A 19,421-nucleotide genomic window follows, 5' to 3' on the forward strand; every position below is an offset into this window, starting at 1 on the left:
TACTCTATTAATTTGAGCTGCAAAATCTTCTTTCTTTTCAATGATTGGACTAACTGTACTCATACCGCTACAACCTCTTGCTTCTTCCCAAGTTCAGCAGATTTTAGTAATTTACCAGTATCGCCATCAAAGAATAGTAGATATTTAGGCATGATTTGTACAGGAATCATTTGCCCATAATGGATATTCCATTGTCCTGGCCATTTTGCAGTCCATAATTCATCTCCAACATCGAATGCAATGGATGTTTCATTTCCTAATTGTTCAACATTCACAGCTTCTAAATATGAAATATGTTCATCTTTTTCCATACCAGAAAATAAATGCTCTGCTCGAATGCCAACCACTAGATTTCGATCTTTTGGTAAATCCCTTACCATCATTGGATCTACGTTTATAATTAATTGATTTTCTATGATTAACTGTGTTAAATCATCTGACAACACAGCGTTCCCTAAATTCATTTTGGGTGAACCGATAAATGATGCAACAAATAGATTTTCTGGTTCATTATATAAGTTGATTGGTTTACCTACTTGTTGAATTTTCCCATCATTTAGTACCATAATCCTGTCACCCATTGTCATCGCCTCAACCTGATCATGTGTTACATAAATCATGGTTAACCCAAGGCGTTTTTGTAGCCTTCTAATTTGAACCCGCATATTTGCACGAAGTTTTGCATCTAAATTAGATAACGGCTCATCCATTAAGCATAATGGGGCATGGCTGACAACAGAACGTCCTAATGCGACACGCTGTCTCTGACCTCCAGATAGCTCCCTTGGTTTACGCTTTAATAATTCACTTAACCCTAACATCTCAGCTGCTTCTTTTAACCTTCTTTGTTGTTCTTGTTTATCCACTTTTTTGGCTTTTAAACCAAACAGAATGTTTTGCTCAACTGTTAAATGTGGGTACAATGCGTAATTCTGAAAGACCATTGATAAATCTCGATCTTTTGGTGGTAGATGATTTACCACTTTATCGTTAATTTTGAGGATTCCTCCAGTAATCTCTTCAAGCCCTGCTATCATGCGAAGCAACGTACTCTTACCTGAACCTGAAGGTCCGACAAGAACGAAAAATTCACCTTCCTCTATCGAAACATCAATCCCATTTAAAACATCTTTTTGTTTATCGTATGATTTCGTAATGTCAGCCAACTCAACTCGACTCATGGCCAGCCTCCTTTCTAATTACAAAACTATTTAAACATATTCAAGGTGAAAAAAAAGCGGATTTACAGAAAATTGACAAACATTAACATTTAATTGAAATACTTAACGTACCTTTACAAACACTCAACTCAAGTAATAGACCTTCGGTGGCATTTGAAAAATCTGACTGTAAGAACAAATGCGGGAAGCGCCTTGAAAGTGAAACATCCTCGTAAATGCTTTCGTGCGATGCTAACGCTCTCGAATCCTTCCTTGTCCTATGTAAGTCCGATAAAGATAAGACGATACGGCTAAAGACGTGTTCTTTGACCTTCTTGACGGACTGACTTCTAACCTCGAGGGGGCTTGTGCTAGACGTAAATATTCTAATTTATAATTTCCTAAACACAAAAAGAGGGACGCGGTACCTGTCCACGCCCCTTCCAAAAAATGTCCTATACAAAAGGACCTCCCACTTAGGATAAGCAAATCCTAAGGGCAGGTCCTTTTGTATCTTTATTCTATTGCTTCCTTCATTACAGGTTTCCCTGCTTCGATTAGCACTTTATTTCTTCCCATAAAAATAGCAAGTAAGATAATAAATATTCCCGTTCCTACTAGTAGCCATTCAATTTTAATATAATCTGAAATTGGTCCGAAAATCAGCATTCCAAGCGGCATCATTGAGGTTGAGATCATACCCATTACCCCAAAAACTCTACCTAAATAATCTTCTTCTACCTTCTCCTGTAATAACACGGTACCAGGAGTACTAAATATCGGCATGGCTACACCGAAAAACGCCATGAAGGCAAAATAAATCCAAAAGTTAGGAACGATACCGAGTGCAAATGTACAGGCTCCCATTATGACACTGGCAAAGGCCATTGTTTTGACTTTATTTTGAAATCCTCCCCAGGAAGCTATGATTCCTCCTCCTATCATCATGCCGATGGAGAATGCAATTTCAATAGCAGCTAATTCCGTTTCGTCACCACCAAAACTTCGAGCAACTTGTAGTGGCGTCAAAAATGAGGCCGGAGCCATTAATACAAAGAAAATAGCAAAGAAGATGAAGAATCTCTTCAGAAATGCATGGTTATTCACATATTGTAAACCTTTTTTAAAGTCACCAAAGTAACTTGTTGATTGTGCTGCTGCCGCCTTCTCATGCACAGCAATCTTTAGGAAGAAAAGTAATGTAAAGATCGCAATGGCTGCAGTAATAACATCAATAAAAAAGATGTATTCAATCGAGGTCAATCCAAGTAATGCAGCACTAACTAGCGGAGACACAAACATGATAATCGCTTGAATACTACCGTTTATTCCATTCACTTTCGTTAGTTTATCTTTCGGTACAATTTGCGGTAAAATTGCACCCACAGCTGGCATCTGAATTCCAGTTCCAAAAGCACGAACCGCTGCCATTACAAAGAGTAGCCAGATTGAATCAAATCCCATTAAAAAGAGAATAGCAAGGACTAATGTTGCGATTGCAATAAGGCTGTCTGCTAAGATAATCAACATTTTACGGTTATAGCGATCCGCCCACACTCCAGCAATTGGTGACAAAATAAAGGTTGGAATAAACCCACAAATGATAAACAACGTCATCATTAATCCAGATTCTGTTGATAAAGTGATATGCCACATAATAGCATATTGAACCAAAGACGATCCGAATAAGGAAATCGTCTGGCTACTTAAAAACAGAATAATATTCTTAAGCCACTTCTCCTTGAATTTATGTTCTACCGTATTCATAAAGTAACAACTCATTTCTATTTAGTTTTTTATTTTTCCACCTACATTTATTCGTTTTTGCCTAACTATATTTTTAGACAACAAAAAAGAGGGAATTATTGCCCCCTCTTTTTTTAAATAACCGTCAAATATAGGTTTTCTTAAAATTAGACAGACTAATCCCATTTGCTCTCCAAAGTAGGCAGAGCTCTCATCGTATTCAGTTAACGGATGAAGCTAGGAATCGCAATCTCATTGAAGCTGTCACAAAGAAAACCTCCATTTCATATTAATCTTTATTATAATATCAGGAACTCGCCTTAAATACAAACACTTTTTTGGAAATAAAATGACAGGTCATTTGTCCAAAGTTATATGTCAAAAAGTGGTCGGAAAAGGAACCCACTTCCGTTGTGTATCTTCTACCTGTATCGTCGGATAATTCGAAAGTTTCCCTTCATACTCAAATCGTAGTGGTTCTATGTTCTTGAGATCATTAGGTGCAATGAGTGATAGTGGTTTGTCAAATTTAATTTCGTTACATTCGTTTAGTACAGATGCAACAAACTGTGAACAGAAAAAAGCCTTAGATCTTTTCAGTGGTTTATTAAATAAGAATCCAAATAAGCCTAAAAAATTATAACGGTAATCATCTTTTTGCGCCTGTATTTCGTTAATATATTGTCTCATTTTTTGCACATCTAGTTCATTTACTGTAATCGAGTAGAGGGCACAGTCTGCTCGTTTAAATAAACCTTTCTTCACATTTTCGCTAACAAAACCACCAATAAATGGGTTCCTCGCACTCTTTCTACCAAAACTATAAACCTCCGACAATTCTGAGTCAAAAGCGATTGATGCATGATTATATGGATTTTTAGTATATAGTTTAATCATTTTTGTGAAAATTGTACCTGTATCTGTTAAAAGTATATACACCTTCTTTTCGATCATAGTCATACTCCCCTTAGCCCTATTTATACAGTCGTTTGAAAACTCATGTCTTTATTTAAAATCTAAGATAATCATACAAAGGCTAAGGATTGTTTTTAACCAACTTGAGACTAAATCTTATCTAAGCCTATGGTCTTATTTCAAACAAATCTTCAATTATTCATGGAAAGATAAAAAAGGGGCTGTCCGATAAGTCCTAAAAAAAAAGGCAAGGGAGAAAAATGACCGTTTTTCTCCCTTGCCTTTTTTTTTTTTCGATTTTTCACTGAAAGCAGCTGGCGTATGCCTGCTACTTTCAATATATTGTGGGCTAATGCCACAATTCCAAACTCAACATATACTTTGTCGAGCCCCCGCAGAGAAAATCTGCGAAACGACCTATTGCCCTTGATGTGACCGAACACACTTTCTACTTCAACTTTACGTTGAGCGTAGATAGCGACTTTTCATCACATTCAAGGGCTGTTTTAGCCTTGGCTTTCATTTCTTCAAAAATCGTATTCCAATGAATCTGACGATTCCCTTTTGCTTTTGTGCATTGTGCTTTTAGTGGACAATCGGTACAATCTTCACATTCATATATTTTGAAACTTTGCTCGTAGCCAGATTTATTCTTTTTATTCAGGTATTTTTTAAACGTTACTTTCATTCCTTTCGGGCAAATAAAATAGTCGTCATCTTCCACGTAAGTCCAATTTTTTGCGTTTTTGATGTCTTTTTTATATTTACGGGTTTGTTCCTGTACATAGCTTCCATACGGAATAAGAAACTCGAATCGTTGCTCTTTCTCATCTCCGACAGCGTAAACATAATTCTCCTCACTACCATATCCTGCATCGGCAATAACCGTTTTGGGTATTGGTAAAGAAGAAGCTGCCAGTTTCTCCATATGAGGGATGAAGCACCGAGTGTCTGTTGGGCGTTGATGAATTGTATAGTATAGAATAAGCTGGTTTTCTGTTCCTACTTGTACGTTGTATCCTGGCTTAAGTTGGCCATTTTTCATATGATCTTCTTTCATACGCATGAAGGTGGCATCTTTGTCCGTTTTAGAATAACTATTACGATCACCTAAAACTTCATTTTACTAAAAAGGATGATTTTTTTGTGTGTTTTTTTAAAAGTTACGAGTCAATACTATTAAATTTTGTAACCTTGTTGATTGTAGCGGAAGGTACGAGACTCCTGCGGGAAAAGCGTGGCCAGGGGAGACCCCGCAGGAGCTTGCGACGAGGAGGCTCCCGGACCGCCCGCGGAAAGCGAGTACCTGCAGCGGAAATCAACACCAGATTTTTTAGTAAACCAAAAAAACAAAAAATGAGGGCTGTCCTCAAAAGTCATTTTTCAGTGACTTTTTGGACAGCCCCTTTTGATTATTTCTTACCTACTAAAAACATTTAGCCCAGTTTGTTCCTAGGGTCTAATTCTGTAGAAGGTAAATTAAGTAAGTGGAGATTTTATTTTTCCTCTTGATCGACAGCCTCTTCAGCGCCTTCACCGACTTTTTTGCCCATGGCACCGCCAGCAATGGCTCCTGCTACTGTGCCAAGTGGACCTAGCACAGATCCTACGGCTGCACCCGCTGCCGCACCAGTACCTGTTCCAAGTGCTTCACCAGCAGTAACATCTTCACGATTTCGTTTATTTTCAGCCAAGTTTCACACCTCCTTGTGGGGAAAAACTTTATACTTCGCATTTCCCTCAAATATTAGTGTGCTCAAACTCTACATCCATTTATGCGTTACCGCTGCATTGCTCACTGTCCCTTTACCCACTTTGTTACTGTGCCCCCAAGGATGCAACACTCCATAATTTTCCATTATTATCCTATTCGAGAAAACAATGTATAAACCTATTGACATTTTTATGAATAACCTTTATGGTTATATACATAACTATATAACCAGTTAAGTATATAACGAATAGTAGGCGATACTTATGAAGAAAACATTTGATCAGGATAAACCTATCTACTTGCAGGTACGTGAAAAGATTGAGGACCAAATTTTAAATAACCAGTTAAAAGAAGGAGATCAAGCCCCTTCAACAAATCAACTCGTTACTTTTTACAAGATTAACCATGTCACCGTTTCTAAGGGTGTGAATCAACTGGTTGAAGAAGGTATTCTTTTTAAGAAAAGAGGTATTGGGATGTTTGTTGCACCAGGTGCTAAAGAAAAATTAATTCAAAAACGAAAGGAAACTTTTATAGATGATTATGTTGTCAAATTAGTTCGTGAAGCCAAAAAGTTAGGTATTACGGAAAATGAAATGATTGAGTATATAAAAAATGTAAAAGGACGTGAGACGTAAATGAATGTAAAAGCGGAAAAGCTTCAAGTAAAATACGGGAATCATTCAGCACTTAAAGATGTTTCATTTGAGTTAAATGGTAATAAAATATATGGATTGCTAGGAAGAAATGGGGCTGGGAAAACATCTCTTCTCTCTATTTTGGCATCATTCCGTGAACCCACTTCTGGAACGATTACCATTAATGGTGAGACTCCATTTGAAAATCCTAACATTATGCAACAAGTTGCCTTTCTGTATAACAAGGATTATAAAGATGAATCTGACAATGTGATAGATATGCTTAAAGACGTCCAACGTTATCGTCCAAACTTTGACATGGACTATGCTACTCAACTTGTAGAGAGATTTAATCTTGACAAAAAGAAACCAATTAAGCAATTTTCAAAGGGAATGCAATCTTCTTTAAATGTAGTTATTGGGTTAGCGAGTCGAGCACCTCTTACGATTCTCGATGAGGTATATCTAGGAATGGACGCACCCTCCAGGGAAATCTTTTATAAAGAACTGTTGGCGGAACAGGAAAAACATCCAAGAATGATTATCTTGTCAACTCATCTTGTATCCGAAATGGATTATTTATTTGATGAAGTGATTTTAATAAACGAAGGCAGTATCCTACTCCAAGAAGAAGTGGATTCACTTCTCTCCAAAGGAGCTACGATTACTGGAGATGTAGAATTGGTTAATGAATTTGTGCGTTCAATGAAACAGATAAATGTACGACAACTAGGAAATACAAAATCGGTCACGATTTATGGAGAACTTAGTGAACGAGAGAGAGAGACTGCATTCGACAAAGGACTAGAAATAGCCCCAGTTTCCTTACATGATTTATTTGTTCATTTAACGCAAGGAGGAATCGAAGGATGAAACAAACAGCAAACTTCCCAAAAGTTGCTACCGATATGTTTATGGTCCAATTAATCTGGACAGCTGGTTTTTTAGGAATCATGCTTATCGTTAACATTGTTAAACTGATCATCGCAGGAAATCAAGGTAATCTTGCGGAAGGATTTTTTAATTCTCTCTTTGTTGCTGGCGGTATCTACATGTTTGTTTTAGGCATACTTTCTATTTACTTTCTTCCACATTTTGTAGGAAATGGTGTGACAAGAAAAGATTATTTTAAGGGAACTGTATTAGCTTCTATTGGCATATCCATCGTCATTCCCATCATCACGATGATCATAACAGTTCTAGAAAAGTTCATTTTAAATATCGTTGGCCTAAGTTATAAGGAACAAACCATAAATAATGTAGATCTTGATGGGAATATCATTGGAGATATTATACAGTCAGCGATCATCTCTCCATACGTCGACCCTCAAAATAATTGGATACTTGCAATCGTAGTACTTAGTCTCAACATTTTTGTGAATTATTTGATTGGCTGGTTAATAGGCTCCAGTTTCTATCGTTTTGATGTTGCAGTCAGTATAGGGTTTATTTTTATCGGGCTTAATATAAAAATGTTAAAGGATACTCTACTTAGAATCTCTCTTGAATTACCTATACCAGGTTGGTATTCCATGCTTGATTTTCTTCCGTTCAGCATCGCAATTTTAGGAATAGTTGTTCTCATTCTACTATCTATTTGGATAATTCGTTTCATGACAAAAAGAGTGGCTATAAAAATGTAGGTATAAAACCTAATACACACGTCGCCTACCTCCTTTAAGAATTGAGTAGTGGGACGTGTGTTTTAGTTTAGAAACCTTTATTTACAAGGATCGGACTTAATTAGCTACCGAATGTTTTGTCGCTTTCTCCTTTTCTTTAAAACTTCCAATTATTGCACCACCGATGAAACCAATTACCGCTGGAATTAACCATGCAAATCCATTACTACTTAACGGAATCATTCCAATTAAACGTGATAAAAATGGGATATTTACGGCTGATGTTACAGCTTCTGCTACACTAATGATCACTGTTAATAGCACGGCACCTTGATAAGAGGCAGTGTTTGGTAAATGCCTATGGAAGATCCCCACCAAGATGACCACGATACAAATTGGATAGATTGCCAAATAAAGCGGTGTGGCTATAAATACGATTCGATCTACTCCTAATAAAGCAATGGCAATGCCAAGGACACATACGATGGCCGCTGTTGTTTTATAACTTAACTTTCCATTTGTTAAATTATCAAAAAATTGAGCAACAGCTGTGGTCAAGCCAATCGCAGTAGTCAAACATGCTAATGCCACCACAATCCCTAATCCATAAAGACCAGTTTTACCTAAGATCGATTCTACAATCCCTAATAATAATTCGGCTCTGTCTATATTTTGTGGATACATCTCACTAACAGAAGCACCTAAATATAAAAGTCCCGAATAAATCAGAACTAGAAAGATAAAAGCAACAAGTCCAGCAAATGCTGTCATTTTATATCTTGCCTTTTCAGACGTATACCCTTTTCCAACAATATGTGAAATAAACACACTTGCAACCATAAAACTTACTAATAAGTCCCCTGTTTGATATCCGCCAAGAAAAGCATTAACAAAACTACTTGAAATATCTGTGTCAATTGGTTGGCCAATTGGCGTTATGACTCCTTTTATGATAATTGCAACTAAAATGACAACTAATGCAGGAGTTAAAAAAGTTCCTACTTTATCAATTACATTATTCCTGTCATTCACAAAATAATAAGTTAACACAAAGAAAATGATGAAAATCGGTGCAGCTGGAATAGATGGGAAAATGGCCTGAAAACCTAATTCATGGGTTACAGCTCCTGTCCTTGGGATCGCAATAAAACTTGAAAATAACATGATACCTAGTAGTATCCACTGTGAAAATTTAGGATGTACTTTTTGAGTCAGTTGATTTACAGTTCCCCCAGCATAACCAATTATTAAAATCGCTATGATTGGGAAAAAGACTCCTGAAAGAATGAAACCAATACTTCCGCTAAACCAATCTGTCCCCGACTGTAACCCTAGTAATGGTGGGAAAATTAAATTCCCTGCCCCAAAAAATGTTGCAAATAATGCAAGTCCAATAATTATGCTATCTCTTAGAGGTTTGTTCATATTTCTCTCAGTCCTTCTCTTTTTTATGTAACTATTTTTCTACTATATAAGCCTTACTTGAAAAACGTTGAATATATCATTCTCATTTTGGCAATTTGACTATTCCCCCTTTTCTGAAATATCCAGATAAACTTTGCTATTTATGCACATATTTCTGGTATCTACTTAAACATATTTTTTAAATATAACACATAATTCTAAAAAATAGAAATTCATTTTTCGTTCTCATTAATCATTCCCAAATGAATAAAATAAATTTTAGAATCTGGTTATGTAGTGCTTATCCATAAGAGTGGAGATAAACCATATGGAGACAAGTCCTGTTTGATCTAATATTAACAAGACAAAGAACCTGTCCATATCTCCCTTATCGTCGAGTTGATATTTTGCCAAAAATTTTAAAACCAAAAATACTTATTCTTAACCAAATCCAACTATACACAAAAGAAAATAGATAGATTCCTATTAAAAGCATGCCATTAAAATCCGTCATGACCGCTGGCCCTAAAATAGAGAATTTAACGACGTAAAGCAAAACAGCAATTCCTAGTGACAGACATAAAGCGGAAAATGAAATAATCATGATGTTTTTCTTTAAATACTTCAAACCTATACCCATACTCAGTCCTAATAAACCAGTAGTGAATGTAAATATCAATAGCTCGCTCGGTTGAAACATAAACAATAATATTATAGTTACAACATATGTCATTGCCCCTATCCTACTTGACAATAGACAAGCAATCACAAGCGGACCAGTACTCATCATGCTTAAGACATACCCCAAACCCGCAAACACTCCGGCGGATTGAAGCAGCATGGCTAGTGAACCTAATAATCCACCAACTACAAGCCTCTTCGTCTTGGAAGCACTCTCAACAACTGGAATGAACTCTTTGTCCCGAACCATCGGTTTTAGCATTTTGTAAATAGACCGCACCTAACATCCCCCTAAAAAGGTGTTTGTTGAGAAGGTTTTATCCAATCTTTTGATTCCACTCTCAACTCTTAATCTTTCAATATTATATGTATTGAGTTATATACAAGGTACTCCAAAATAGTCCTTGAAGGTTCCAAAGATCCCGGGGTACTAATAAAAAAACACGTAACATATTCTTATACAAACGCAATTAGAAAGAGGGTAAACTATTTTGGCGAAAGTAAAGGTTCGTTTACGCCCCATTGTAACGAAGTTAAATTTACCCACAGTATTGAAAACAACCATCCTTCCAGGTGATGTCACTGAAACATTATTTATTGCAACTCAAGTGGGGGAGATTTTCTACGTCAGGAACTCAGATATACGGACATTTTTAGATATTCGCTCTAATATAATAAAACTTGGCGGTTCTAGCGGATATGATGAACGAGGATTATTAGGACTAGCATTCCATCCACAATTTTATTATAACGGTTTGTTTTATCTTCATTATTCAGTAGCTGGAACACAAGGTCCAGGTGCACTTTCTGAATCCTTTACTCCTGACCCATGCAATTCCAAAACATTAAATCTTAAATGGAGAAATCGAGATACTCAATATGATCACATTGATACAGTTGAGGAATGGATTTTACAAAATAATGGTCAGCCGCAAAAACGTCGGACCTTACTTAACTTAAAAAGACCATTCTCTAATCATAATGGTGTTAACAGTCTACACTTTTCACCCGAAACGGGGAAACTCATTTTTACAAATGGAGATGGTGGTTCAGGTTATGATCCATTTAATTTGAGCCAAAATGATATGGAGATATGCGGGAAAATTATTGAAATTGATGTAGATAAAAATACACGTATTAGTAATCCCCCAGTTGTCACACGTTTTGACGAACTTCCAGTCTCGATTCAAGAAACACTTATGGTAATGGCTAAAGGGATTCGTAATATACCTGGGATTTCATTTCAACCATCTCATAATCAATTTACTAAATATGTAGGGAATGTCGGACAGGGACTAGTAGAGTCGATTTTTTCATTCAAACAATATAAACCAATACCAGTAAATCAACTTGTGGGATCCAGCTCTATGATTCCCTCTACCATAGAGAGAAAGACTCCTAGCCCAACCAATCAAGACGGCTTTATTAACCTTGGTTGGCGAGGGTGGGAAGGTGACTTGCCTACTACAATCCTAAAGAAATGTTCTACAACTCAGTCGTTAGATGAAAAAACGATAGCCTATTACAATGAAACAATTGAAACTGCAGTCCAGCGAATACATCCTCTAACAAGCTATTATCACCAGGACTCCCGACCAAATACGTTTAGGGGAACTGCACTTACAGGAGTGCAAGCATATATAGGGAATAGAATATCAGCTTTAACAGGAAGTGTTGTGTTTACTGATTTTGCACGTAAAGAAGATACACTCACTCCAGTTAGAGGGGTTCTAGCATATACCAAAAGACGAACAGACGGTAAACCTAATGATTATCAACTAATTGAAACCGATGATCCTTTTGGATCTCAATCTGCATATTACGTTAGCCTAGGGTCAAACCAAAACCAATCGAGATTATACTTAGGAACGTATTACTCGATGAACGTGATTGATTATCACCAAGGTACGGTTTTTGAAATTTTGCCATCATAACACAATTGAAGATTCAATTTTTACTATCAATTATGTGGGTTTTTTAAGCGATCCCTTCACCCACAATAATGGAAACGGAGGAATGGTATGGGGTACTTTGTAAATGTTGAACCTGGGGTAAATTTATACGTAGAGGATTTAAACCCAAGCGGACGAAAAACCATTGTGTTTTTACATGGGTGGCCGTTTAGTCATAAACAGTTCGAATATCAATTTAATGTTCTACCTTCAAAAGGGTACCGGTGTATTGGAATTGACTGGAGAGGATTCGGGAATTCAGATAAGCCAGCAAACGGCTATAATTATGACCAACTGGCAGATGATATCCGAGCTATAGTGAATATACTTCAACTAAACAATTTCATACTTGCGGGACACTCAACAGGCGGAGCCATTGCCATTCATTATATGGCTAGGCACAATGGATACGGGGTTTCAAAGCTTGCTCTGATTGATGCAGCTGCCCCTACTGGGTTTACAAAAGAGACAGCTGCTCACCTTTTAGATGCGACACTAAATGATCGGCCTAAGATGCTGCGTGAAATTATGGACACCTTTTTCTTTCAGTATGTTTCCCCCCTTTCTCAGATTGGTTTTTCCAATTGGGACTTCAAGCAGCTGGGTGGTCTACTGCAGCGATAATTGAATTATTAAGAGATCAAAATCTCACTCCAGATTTGCACAAAATTGTAGTCCCTGTACTAATCATTCACGGTATTCATGACAAAGTGATCCCCTATTCACAAGCTCAGGAACTACATCAAAAAATAAGAAATTCACAGCTTGTTCCATTCCAATATAGTGGGCATGGTCCATTCTGGGAGGAACGTGACAAGCTTAATCAGCTGCTATTACAATTTTCTAATTGATATCTTTACAACTAATAAGGAAAGCTAAGCACTTCTTTTTTTGGTAAAATAGGTTGTATGACTAACCAATAAGGAGTGTCTATAATGGAGAAATTGATGTTTATTGAAACTGGGATGGGAATTGATGTTCACGGCCAAGATATCACAAAAGCCGCTGTTCGTGCTGTGAAGAATGCGATTCACTTTAATTCAATGCCAGGTATTCGCTCTGTGCTACCGGGAAATAGCTTAGATAATATGGTTGTAAATGTAAAACTAGCTGTTCCTTGTGATAAAGAATTGCTTGATATCGAGGCAGTTAAAGCGACGATTCCATTTGGGAAAAAATCAGTGGAAGTGATGGATGGCGGTATGTTAACAACAAGTGGTATCATGATTGAAGAAAAAGGCGATCAAAATGATTTAATGTATATCGTTGTCGCATCAGTTGAAGTTGGATACTAGATTTATTGATAAAAAAATCGTCAAACCTAAGGAAATAGGTTTGACGATTTTTATTATGTGAGAGAGACAGAATCTCTGTCCCCTTGTCTTAATATGTTAGGCCGTGACCAAGTTTGTAGATATTGCCGTCGCTATCTTTGTATGCGTAGCTTAGACCTTCTGGCATATATTTGTCTTTATCGTACCCTGGCACGTCATTTGGTGATACACATTCGCCATCAAGTTTTACAGCAATGACATGATCACTCGCAGGCAATGTTAACGGTAATACACCTGTTGGCTTATGATTTCCTGCCATCACCTCAAACTGCGCATTAAAGAAAGTATCATATCCAGCGATTAATGCATCAGCTAATGGTTCAACATTACCAAGAATCCAAGGTAATACAAAGTTTACACTCATAATTACCTTTCCACCACGGCTATGAATGCTCTCTACAACTTCTTTTAAGTGATTCATATTACTTAATGTTGTCTCTTGATACAATGCACCATCCAATGCAGTGTTTACTTTATCTTCACAAATGTTAAGCTCCAAGAGACCTGGTGTTGCATCGAAGTAAGCTCCAGATTTTGGATTTAAGAAAAGAATAGCTGTATCTGCTTCTTCATAGTTTTCTGTCATTGTAAACAATCCAAGTTCTTTCGCTTGGCTTCTTGCTTGTTCAGTGAATGAAGCAGCTTTCTCTAACTCTTTATGGAAAACTTCAACATACACTTTTTTGCCATTTAGCTTATCACCTGTTAATGGTAAAGTTTGATCTGTATTTTTTAGAATCGTGACAGATTTTTTGTGTGCTTCATATGCAGCATCCCAATGCTCAGGTGTAGAAATGACCTCTGTAGCTTTTTCTGGTGCATTATACGTACGGTCATCGAATAGGCCTAGAGTAAACATTTCTGTTAGAAGCCTTACGTTCGCTTCATCAATACGTTTCTCACTAATCCATCCCTTGCTAATCGCTAATTTCAAGTTTTCAATATCATTTGTATCAGCCACTAAATCAGTTCCTGCATTGACTGCTTTCGCAAAGCGTTCAGCTTCACTGCTATCTTCCATTCCCCAACTCATCTTGTTGACGATACCACTATCACTATTTACATATCCTTTAAATCCTAGCTCTTCACGGAGAATTTTTTGTAAGAAATAATGGTTAAACGTAAATCCAACCTCTTCAAATGGAATGTCTTCACCTTGGAACTCCTGAACCACGCTCTTCTTGATGCTTGGGATAGAGTAATATGGCATGATGGATGATGTTCCGTGTTCAACTGCTGATCTAAATGGTGGTAAGTGATATTTTTCTAAACTTCCTGAAGTTGGGTACAGATTCCACTTTCCTTCTTCATAGTGAGGATCAAATCCATTTTCTCTTGCTCCTCCACCAGGGAAATGCTTCGTTGTCATGGCAATACTATTTTTTCCTAACTCTTCACCTTGGAACTCGTCAATAATACGACCAATGACATCAGAAATAAATTCTGGATCTTCACCAAATGTTCCGTATGTACGTTGCCATCTTGGATCTGTCACAACATCAGCCATATACATATAGCCTTTTCTGATACCAGTCGCATCCCACTCTTTACGTGCAATTCTAGCAAATTCACTAATTAAGGAAGCATCACCGCCATTTTTGATATCTCCTTTAGCTGCTGCTGCTAGACCTAAAGTTCCTGGCCATGTTGAGAAAATCCCCGCTGCATCATTCATACCGAAAACAGGTTCAGCATTTTCATTTCTAGAATTCGAAGCGATAAGAACAGGAATACCTAAGCGTGTTCCTTCTGCGATTTCATTCATTTTATTGATCCACTCTGCCATTTCAGCAGGGCTATAATTGTCTCTCAAGATAAAGTGACGTAAATGCATGTTTGTAATGGTGTGTGTTGTTCCATACAGCTTAGCAATAGCAAAAATGTTTTCGCCCTTTTCAACAATGGCCTCGTCTATGATACCATCATGACTTGTCTTACTTTTATCTTTTTGTGAAAGACCCATTCTACGGGTATTGATTAGCATCATACCGATTTTTTCGTCAATGTTCATTAACGATACTAGGTTTTCAGCACGTTCTTTTGGACTTAAGCGCCAATCCTCATAAGGATCGAGCTTTCCATTGTTATTTAAATCCTTAAATTGCAAATCATCCACTTCAATGATGTTTTTGATTCGCACCTCTAAATTCGGTTGTTTTAAGTTTTGTACCATATGATGCCTCCTATTACTGGTTAATGCCCTATATTAGTATGGTCCTAAATACTCCAAAATAATTATGATCAAAGAGTACAAAAGGCAACCATATCTTTATATTTACCGTGCATGATTCGTTGAATAAAATCGCAGTAAATAGTAAAGTCAATTCTGCGCTTCAGTTGTCATTGTATAAAGACTCTGATTTGAAAGAATATATACTAATATATTACCATAAGAACATGTCAAACTAGCAAGCATAAATATAAAAAAATAGGTATACTAAACAACAGAACAATATATATAGTGAAAACCTTAGTACGCTGGGATTTTCTCTTATTCAACTGATTTTTGATTGAGGGCCAGAAAATGTGGCAAAAATCCGTCGCCACTCCTTAGTCTTTTTCAATATTTCAGACCTTTACGAGCGCTATCCCCTATCTTCTCCGACCTTTCTCATTTTTAGGTAGGTGTTTAACTTCTCGATGATAGTGGGATCAAATGAAACTTATGAATAACTATTTTTCCCTGATTTAACGTTTATAAATTTACAGCTAGCGAGGATGCTACGTTTCCAAAAGGAGTAAGGTTTGCTTATGAAAAACCCCCGAATGATCCCTATACTATATTTTATGTTACTCTTCATTTGTGTGTTGATGTTATTTGGAGTACATGGAATAACGGAAACCATTATTAGTAAACAAAAAAGCCATGCAGCTAATCTTGACACAATGTCCAATGATGAGTTGCCAATCATTCAAAAACTTCAAAATAAACAACCAGTCACCATTGTTGCTTATGGAGACTCCATTACGTGGGGATATGAACGGGATTTAAAAACTGGAGAAATAAGTCAAGTGACCAATCCTTACCCAAGTGAACTTGAAAAAATGCTTAAAAAAAAATATGACTATCAGCATATTAACATCATCAATAGAGGTCATCCTGGCTGGACTTCGATTCAGGCACTTGAAAATCTCGAGAAAGAAGTTCTTCTTTATCACCCAGACCTTGTTATTACCATGTTTGGAATAAATGATGCTAGAGGTCATAAGAATTATAGTCCAGATGCACTTCCGATACCTATTGACCAATATAAAGAAAACGTTCAGCAATTATTACATAAGCTGAATGAAAAAAGAATCGAAGTCGTCATTGTTTCTCCAACCACCTTTACGAGCAAAAAAAATAATGCGCATCTAAATCAGGAACAGTATACAAATGCTATAAAGTCTTTATTAAAAGACGATAATTTTCATTATGTAAACGGATCTGATACTCCAATTAGAGGTAATTTAAAGGACGGCGTTCATTTTAAACCAGGTCAATACCGTCTAATTGCTGAGAAAATCATGACCGATCTTTTTAGTACAAATTAATTTTATTCATATATAGACAGAGCAGGAAACCTTATTCGGTTCCTGCTCTTATTTATTTCTATAAACTTTTCATGAATGATGGATCCATATTCCTCCTCTCTAACTATTCTTCTCATATTCTCATCATTTTCTCATCTTTCTTTAAGCATTCTTTAAGATTGTAAATTTACTATTAAGATAACGTTAAACAACGAATAATGAACAAGAAAGGCGGTAAGAAACTTGGCTATTGAAATATTCAGCCGAAGGGAACAAAAGTATCTAATTACCAGATATCAATATGAAGCGCTAGTTGATTTGATGTATCCCTATATGCGCTATGATAAATTTGGTGATGCAGGACGGTATACCGTGACGAGTTTATATTTTGATAACGAAGAAAGGGATATCTATTTTGAAACAAAGAACAAGCTAAAGTTTAGACAAAAACTTAGATTACGAATTTATGATGAAACAGATATTAATGGAACAGCTTTTTTCGAGGTTAAGCAAAAGCATAACAATGTCGTCAATAAAAGAAGAACGACCATTCCGCTACTAGATGCATACCGTTATATCAATAAACCAGACAGTGATCTTAGTACTTATCAAACTTCTAATTCACAAATCTTCAAAGAAGTTGACTATTTTCGTAGACTCTATCGTTTAGAACCAGAAATGGTAGTAAGCTATGACCGACATGCATTCCATTGCGTCACTGATCCTGATTTACGGGTAACCTTTGACTTAAATTTACGGTGCCGCAATACGGACCTAAACATCGAATACGGACCGTATGGTGAACACTTTATTGACCCCAACCTAGTTGTGCTTGAAGTTAAAGTAACACATAGTGTGCCATTATGGTTAACACGATTTCTCCAAGATCTAGACTGTGAACAAAGAAGTGCTTCAAAATTTTGCACGAGTTTGGAGTTATTAAGGGGAGAATTTATCCCTAACAAGACAATGAATGAAAAAGTAATGATAGGAGTCGGATAAAAATGGATTTTTTATTTAATGGACAATCAGGAGAATTTTCAATTTTAATGACAATCATCGCAATGGCTACAGCAGCAATTTTGAGTCTAGCCATTACAAAAGTATATCAAATCACATTCAACGGTGAACGTTATTCACAATCCTTTGTGCATACAATCATTATCATGAGTGTAGTCGTTTCAGTGGTAATGAATGTCGTTAGTAATAATGCTGGAGTTGCTTTTGGGTTATTCGCAATCTTTTCACTCATTCGTTTCCGAAGTGCAGTTACGGATGCAAAAGATATTGCCTATATCTTCTTCGGCTTATGTGTTGGGATGACTGCAGGATTATATCAATTTAGTTTGGCTATTTTATTAACGATTTTCTCATGTCTTGTGTTGTACTTCCTGTATAAATTTGATTATGGTAGAGGCAAGGACACTCAGATTTTAAAAATAACTGTACCTGAAAACTTAAACTATGAGGATTTATTCAAGGATATTTTAGATAAATATACGGAGTACCACGTTTTACGTCAAGTTGAAACGACTAATCTTGGCACGATGATTCTATATACGTTTGCCATTCGTAATAAGCTATCAACGAGGGATCACGATTTACTAAATAAAATACGTGAAAGAAACGCAAACTTAAAGGTTACACTATCATATTTACAATCAAAGAACTAACACACATGCCATGGATAACTTCCATGGCCTTTTCCATTGGTCATACACGAAACTTTAGCCCCTCAGCTTACTTATAATAAGCTTTGTAACTTGTAGACACATTTGACATTTTCTTTTAATATATGTCATAAATTACAGCTCCTTAAAAATCTGTCAATAGGAAGATCCTAGTATTTTCATCCTCTATTTCCAATGTGAAAAATAGTAATCTTTTAATTATCAACTACCTATGAAACTATAAATAGTAGAATAGTTTCAATAGGAAAAGTCTTCCTCAAATATTACAAAATTCGCATGCTATGATATCGGTGTATCTTTGGTACACAAAACGAGGAGGATTGAATATGAAGAAAACAGTATTTTCTTTTCTAGTAGCAGGTGCGCTATTAGTCACAGGACCATTAGCAAGTTCTGCAGCACAATCAGATAGTTCAAATAATGTATATGAAAATCGTTACGTTATATCTGTTAACAACGATTCAGACTGGAATAAGATTATTCAAAACATACTAAATAAGTATTATTCTGGGCATTATCAATCTCAACCAAAAGTTGAGGTGCCTAAACAACCAGTTGAAAAACCAGCTGAACCAAAGGTTGAAGAGCCAGCTCAGGAACCTGTCGTTCAACAGCCTGTACAACAGAAGCCTGCTGAACCAAAAAGTGAAACACCTAATCAGGCTACTTATTCATTAAGTCAGTTTGAGCAAGAGGTTGTGACATTAACGAACAATGAACGTGCAAAACATGGATTACAGCCACTAAAAGTAGATTTAAAATTAAGTGAAGTAGCAAGAACAAAATCTTCTGATATGAAAAGTAATGGCTATTTCTCCCATACAAGTCCAACATACGGATCACCATTTGAAATGATGAATCAATTTGGTATTCAATACCGAGCAGCTGGTGAGAACATTGCAAAAGGTCAACGTTCTCCACAAGAAGTTGTAAACGCGTGGATGAACAGTGAAGGACATCGTAAAAATATTTTAAGTTCAAACTTTACTCATATTGGTGTAGGTCATGTAGAAGGTAATTATTGGACTCAGATGTTTATTGGCAAATAATA

At 36.5% G+C, this 19,421-nt stretch carries 17 protein-coding genes and 2 pseudogenes; 10 read left to right on the forward strand and 9 right to left on the reverse strand.

Going from position 1 to position 19,421, the window contains the following annotated elements; translation table 11 throughout:
• Positions 1-59: 59 nt before the first annotated feature.
• The 6 genes and pseudogenes from ACWPVE_RS05430 to ACWPVE_RS05455 form a co-directional block, all read right to left on the reverse strand.
• Positions 60-1,181, reverse strand: coding sequence for an ABC transporter ATP-binding protein (locus ACWPVE_RS05430; RefSeq protein WP_453991407.1), 1,122 nt, complete (start codon positions 1,179-1,181; stop codon positions 60-62).
• Positions 1,182-1,676: 495 nt separating this feature from the next.
• Complete coding sequence (locus ACWPVE_RS05435) at positions 1,677-2,927, reverse strand: MFS transporter (RefSeq protein WP_453991409.1); 1,251 nt, start codon at positions 2,925-2,927, stop codon at positions 1,677-1,679.
• Between the two features lie 357 nt (positions 2,928-3,284).
• Positions 3,285-3,860 (reverse strand): hypothetical protein, encoded by a 576-nt coding sequence (locus ACWPVE_RS05440; RefSeq protein WP_453991411.1) that lies wholly within the window; start codon positions 3,858-3,860, stop codon positions 3,285-3,287.
• A gap of 152 nt (positions 3,861-4,012) precedes the next feature.
• Positions 4,013-4,264, reverse strand: coding sequence for a transposase (locus tag ACWPVE_RS05445; protein ID WP_453991413.1), 252 nt, complete (start codon positions 4,262-4,264; stop codon positions 4,013-4,015).
• Between the two features lie 5 nt (positions 4,265-4,269).
• Positions 4,270-4,905, reverse strand: a pseudogene (locus ACWPVE_RS05450) (transposase); the annotation flags it as partial.
• A 412-nt stretch (positions 4,906-5,317) separates the two neighbouring features.
• Positions 5,318-5,515, reverse strand: coding sequence for a hypothetical protein (locus ACWPVE_RS05455; RefSeq protein ID WP_453991415.1), 198 nt, complete (start codon positions 5,513-5,515; stop codon positions 5,318-5,320).
• Between the two features lie 283 nt (positions 5,516-5,798).
• Here ACWPVE_RS05455 and ACWPVE_RS05460 point away from each other — a divergent pair, with 283 nt between their 5' ends.
• Genes ACWPVE_RS05460 through ACWPVE_RS05470 form a run of 3 tightly spaced genes read left to right on the forward strand, consistent with a single transcriptional unit; the run spans position 5,799 to position 7,816 of the window.
• A complete protein-coding gene (locus ACWPVE_RS05460; RefSeq protein ID WP_453991417.1) occupies positions 5,799-6,173 on the forward strand; it encodes a GntR family transcriptional regulator in 375 nt (124 codons plus the stop codon).
• Positions 6,174-7,046, forward strand: coding sequence for an ATP-binding cassette domain-containing protein (locus ACWPVE_RS05465; RefSeq protein ID WP_453991419.1), 873 nt, complete (start codon positions 6,174-6,176; stop codon positions 7,044-7,046).
• Complete coding sequence (locus ACWPVE_RS05470; protein ID WP_453991421.1) at positions 7,043-7,816, forward strand: hypothetical protein; 774 nt, start codon at positions 7,043-7,045, stop codon at positions 7,814-7,816. Before ACWPVE_RS05465 ends, ACWPVE_RS05470 begins: the two co-directional genes overlap by 4 nt.
• Before the next feature lie 96 nt (positions 7,817-7,912).
• On the opposite strand, the gene brnQ is transcribed toward ACWPVE_RS05470, so the two are convergent.
• Positions 7,913-9,220 carry a branched-chain amino acid transport system II carrier protein gene (gene brnQ, locus ACWPVE_RS05475; RefSeq protein WP_453991423.1) on the reverse strand — a complete coding sequence of 436 codons (1,308 nt, stop codon included), beginning with the start codon at positions 9,218-9,220 and terminating at the stop codon, positions 7,913-7,915.
• A 367-nt stretch (positions 9,221-9,587) separates the two neighbouring features.
• Entirely contained in the window at positions 9,588-10,160 is a 573-nt protein-coding gene (locus ACWPVE_RS05480) for a hypothetical protein (RefSeq protein ID WP_453991425.1), read from the reverse strand.
• 211 nt (positions 10,161-10,371) lie between these two features.
• Between ACWPVE_RS05480 and ACWPVE_RS05485 the strand changes: the two genes are divergently transcribed.
• The 3 genes and pseudogenes from ACWPVE_RS05485 to ACWPVE_RS05495 all read left to right on the forward strand — a co-directional run bounded on the left by ACWPVE_RS05485 (position 10,372) and on the right by ACWPVE_RS05495 (position 13,127).
• Complete coding sequence (locus ACWPVE_RS05485; RefSeq protein ID WP_453991427.1) at positions 10,372-11,814, forward strand: PQQ-dependent sugar dehydrogenase; 1,443 nt, start codon at positions 10,372-10,374, stop codon at positions 11,812-11,814.
• Between the two features lie 87 nt (positions 11,815-11,901).
• Positions 11,902-12,683: pseudogene (locus ACWPVE_RS05490) on the forward strand (alpha/beta fold hydrolase).
• An 84-nt stretch (positions 12,684-12,767) separates the two neighbouring features.
• Entirely contained in the window at positions 12,768-13,127 is a 360-nt protein-coding gene (locus tag ACWPVE_RS05495) for a Lin0512 family protein (protein WP_453991429.1), read from the forward strand.
• Between the two features lie 88 nt (positions 13,128-13,215).
• Here the strand turns inward: ACWPVE_RS05495 and ACWPVE_RS05500 are convergent, their stop codons facing one another.
• Complete coding sequence (locus ACWPVE_RS05500; RefSeq protein ID WP_453991431.1) at positions 13,216-15,339, reverse strand: glycoside hydrolase family 3 protein; 2,124 nt, start codon at positions 15,337-15,339, stop codon at positions 13,216-13,218.
• Between the two features lie 578 nt (positions 15,340-15,917).
• On the opposite strand from ACWPVE_RS05500, the gene ACWPVE_RS05505 reads away from it, so the two are divergent.
• The 4 genes from ACWPVE_RS05505 to ACWPVE_RS05520 all read left to right on the forward strand — a co-directional run bounded on the left by ACWPVE_RS05505 (position 15,918) and on the right by ACWPVE_RS05520 (position 19,419).
• A complete protein-coding gene (locus ACWPVE_RS05505) occupies positions 15,918-16,700 on the forward strand; it encodes an SGNH/GDSL hydrolase family protein (RefSeq protein WP_453991433.1) in 783 nt (260 codons plus the stop codon).
• A gap of 222 nt (positions 16,701-16,922) precedes the next feature.
• Entirely contained in the window at positions 16,923-17,681 is a 759-nt protein-coding gene (locus ACWPVE_RS05510) for a VTC domain-containing protein (RefSeq protein WP_453991435.1), read from the forward strand.
• Positions 17,682-17,683: 2 nt separating this feature from the next.
• Positions 17,684-18,352 (forward strand): DUF4956 domain-containing protein, encoded by a 669-nt coding sequence (locus ACWPVE_RS05515; RefSeq protein WP_453991437.1) that lies wholly within the window; start codon positions 17,684-17,686, stop codon positions 18,350-18,352.
• Between the two features lie 344 nt (positions 18,353-18,696).
• Positions 18,697-19,419 (forward strand): CAP domain-containing protein, encoded by a 723-nt coding sequence (locus ACWPVE_RS05520; protein WP_453991439.1) that lies wholly within the window; start codon positions 18,697-18,699, stop codon positions 19,417-19,419.
• Positions 19,420-19,421 lie beyond the last annotated feature (2 nt).

This window comes from Bacillus nitroreducens, from assembly GCF_964021195.1.

Excerpts from the sequence above, each read along its gene's own strand:
- ACWPVE_RS05430 (WP_453991407.1), bottom strand. The coding sequence starts at position 1,181 with ATGAGTCGAGTTGAGTTGGCTGACATTACGAAATCATACGATAAACAA.
- ACWPVE_RS05435 (WP_453991409.1), bottom strand. The coding sequence starts at position 2,927 with ATGAATACGGTAGAACATAAATTCAAGGAGAAGTGGCTTAAGAATATT.
- ACWPVE_RS05440 (WP_453991411.1), bottom strand. The coding sequence starts at position 3,860 with ATGATCGAAAAGAAGGTGTATATACTTTTAACAGATACAGGTACAATT.
- ACWPVE_RS05460 (WP_453991417.1), top strand. The coding sequence starts at position 5,799 with ATGAAGAAAACATTTGATCAGGATAAACCTATCTACTTGCAGGTACGT.
- ACWPVE_RS05465 (WP_453991419.1), top strand. The coding sequence starts at position 6,174 with ATGAATGTAAAAGCGGAAAAGCTTCAAGTAAAATACGGGAATCATTCA.
- ACWPVE_RS05470 (WP_453991421.1), top strand. The coding sequence starts at position 7,043 with ATGAAACAAACAGCAAACTTCCCAAAAGTTGCTACCGATATGTTTATG.
- brnQ (WP_453991423.1), bottom strand. The coding sequence starts at position 9,220 with ATGAACAAACCTCTAAGAGATAGCATAATTATTGGACTTGCATTATTT.
- ACWPVE_RS05495 (WP_453991429.1), top strand. The coding sequence starts at position 12,768 with ATGGAGAAATTGATGTTTATTGAAACTGGGATGGGAATTGATGTTCAC.
- ACWPVE_RS05500 (WP_453991431.1), bottom strand. The coding sequence starts at position 15,339 with ATGGTACAAAACTTAAAACAACCGAATTTAGAGGTGCGAATCAAAAAC.
- ACWPVE_RS05505 (WP_453991433.1), top strand. The coding sequence starts at position 15,918 with ATGAAAAACCCCCGAATGATCCCTATACTATATTTTATGTTACTCTTC.
- ACWPVE_RS05515 (WP_453991437.1), top strand. The coding sequence starts at position 17,684 with ATGGATTTTTTATTTAATGGACAATCAGGAGAATTTTCAATTTTAATG.
- ACWPVE_RS05520 (WP_453991439.1), top strand. The coding sequence starts at position 18,697 with ATGAAGAAAACAGTATTTTCTTTTCTAGTAGCAGGTGCGCTATTAGTC.